This window comes from Brenneria sp. L3-3C-1 (genome assembly GCF_016456245.1).
GTDB lineage: Bacteria > Pseudomonadota > Gammaproteobacteria > Enterobacterales > Enterobacteriaceae > Brenneria.
Genome location: NZ_JAEMHF010000027.1, coordinates 1 through 1,731, shown reverse-complemented (window position 1 = coordinate 1,731; position 1,731 = coordinate 1). Strand labels below are relative to the sequence as shown.

The window sequence follows — 1,731 nt, the reverse complement described above, 5'->3', positions numbered from 1 at the left end:
GCACTGCTCTTTAACAATTTAATCAGACAATCTGTGTGGGCACTCACAAGACAATATCGGCAAACGATATAAAAAAGTCTTGAAGAGTGACTGACAGTAAATTCATTACGAATAAACAGTTATTAATTCTTTGAGCATCGCTTCCCGAGTGGAAGCAAATCAAACAAATCTTAAATTGAAGAGTTTGATCATGGCTCAGATTGAACGCTGGCGGCAGGCCTAACACATGCAAGTCGAGCGGTAGCACAGAGGAGCTTGCTCCTTGGGTGACGAGCGGCGGACGGGTGAGTAATGTCTGGGAAACTGCCTGATGGCGGGGGATAACTACTGGAAACGGTAGCTAATACCGCATAATGTCGCAAGACCAAAGTGGGGGACCTTCGGGCCTCACGCCATCGGATGTGCCCAGATGGGATTAGCTAGTAGGCGAGGTAAAGGCTCACCTAGGCGACGATCCCTAGCTGGTCTGAGAGGATGACCAGCCACACTGGAACTGAGACACGGTCCAGACTCCTACGGGAGGCAGCAGTGGGGAATATTGCACAATGGGGGAAACCCTGATGCAGCCATGCCGCGTGTGTGAAGAAGGCCTTCGGGTTGTAAAGCACTTTCAGCGGGGAGGAAGGCAACAAACCTAATAAGCTTGTTGATTGACGTTACCCGCAGAAGAAGCACCGGCTAACTCCGTGCCAGCAGCCGCGGTAATACGGAGGGTGCAAGCGTTAATCGGAATGACTGGGCGTAAAGCGCACGCAGGCGGTCTGTTAAGTTGGATGTGAAATCCCCGGGCTTAACCTGGGAACTGCATTCAAAACTGACAGGCTAGAGTCTCGTAGAGGGGGGTAGAATTCCAGGTGTAGCGGTGAAATGCGTAGAGATCTGGAGGAATACCGGTGGCGAAGGCGGCCCCCTGGACGAAGACTGACGCTCAGGTGCGAAAGCGTGGGGAGCAAACAGGATTAGATACCCTGGTAGTCCACGCCGTAAACGATGTCGACTTGGAGGCTGTGGTCTTGAACCGTGGCTTCCGGAGCTAACGCGTTAAGTCGACCGCCTGGGGAGTACGGCCGCAAGGTTAAAACTCAAATGAATTGACGGGGGCCCGCACAAGCGGTGGAGCATGTGGTTTAATTCGATGCAACGCGAAGAACCTTACCTACTCTTGACATCCTCAGAAGAGACTGGAGACAGTCTTGTGCCTTCGGGAACTGAGAGACAGGTGCTGCATGGCTGTCGTCAGCTCGTGTTGTGAAATGTTGGGTTAAGTCCCGCAACGAGCGCAACCCTTATCCTTTGTTGCCAGCGATACGGTCGGGAACTCAAAGGAGACTGCCGGTGATAAACCGGAGGAAGGTGGGGATGACGTCAAGTCATCATGGCCCTTACGAGTAGGGCTACACACGTGCTACAATGGCGCATACAAAGAGAAGCGAACTCGCGAGGGTAAGCGGACCTCATAAAGTGCGTCGTAGTCCGGATTGGAGTCTGCAACTCGACTCCATGAAGTCGGAATCGCTAGTAATCGTAGATCAGAATGCTACGGTGAATACGTTCCCGGGCCTTGTACACACCGCCCGTCACACCATGGGAGTGGGTTGCAAAAGAAGTAGGTAGCTTAACCTTCGGGGGGGCGCTTACCACTTTGTGATTCATGACTGGGGTGAAGTCGTAACAAGGTAACCGTAGGGGAACCTGCGGTTGGATCACCTCCTTAGTAAAAGCCTGATAGTG

1 rRNA gene is annotated in these 1,731 nt (G+C 52.6%); it reads left to right on the top strand.

Annotated elements, in window-relative coordinates:
• Nucleotides 1-172: 172 nt before the first annotated feature.
• Nucleotides 173-1,714 (top strand): 16S ribosomal RNA (locus JG725_RS20530).
• Nucleotides 1,715-1,731: the final 17 nt, after the last annotated feature.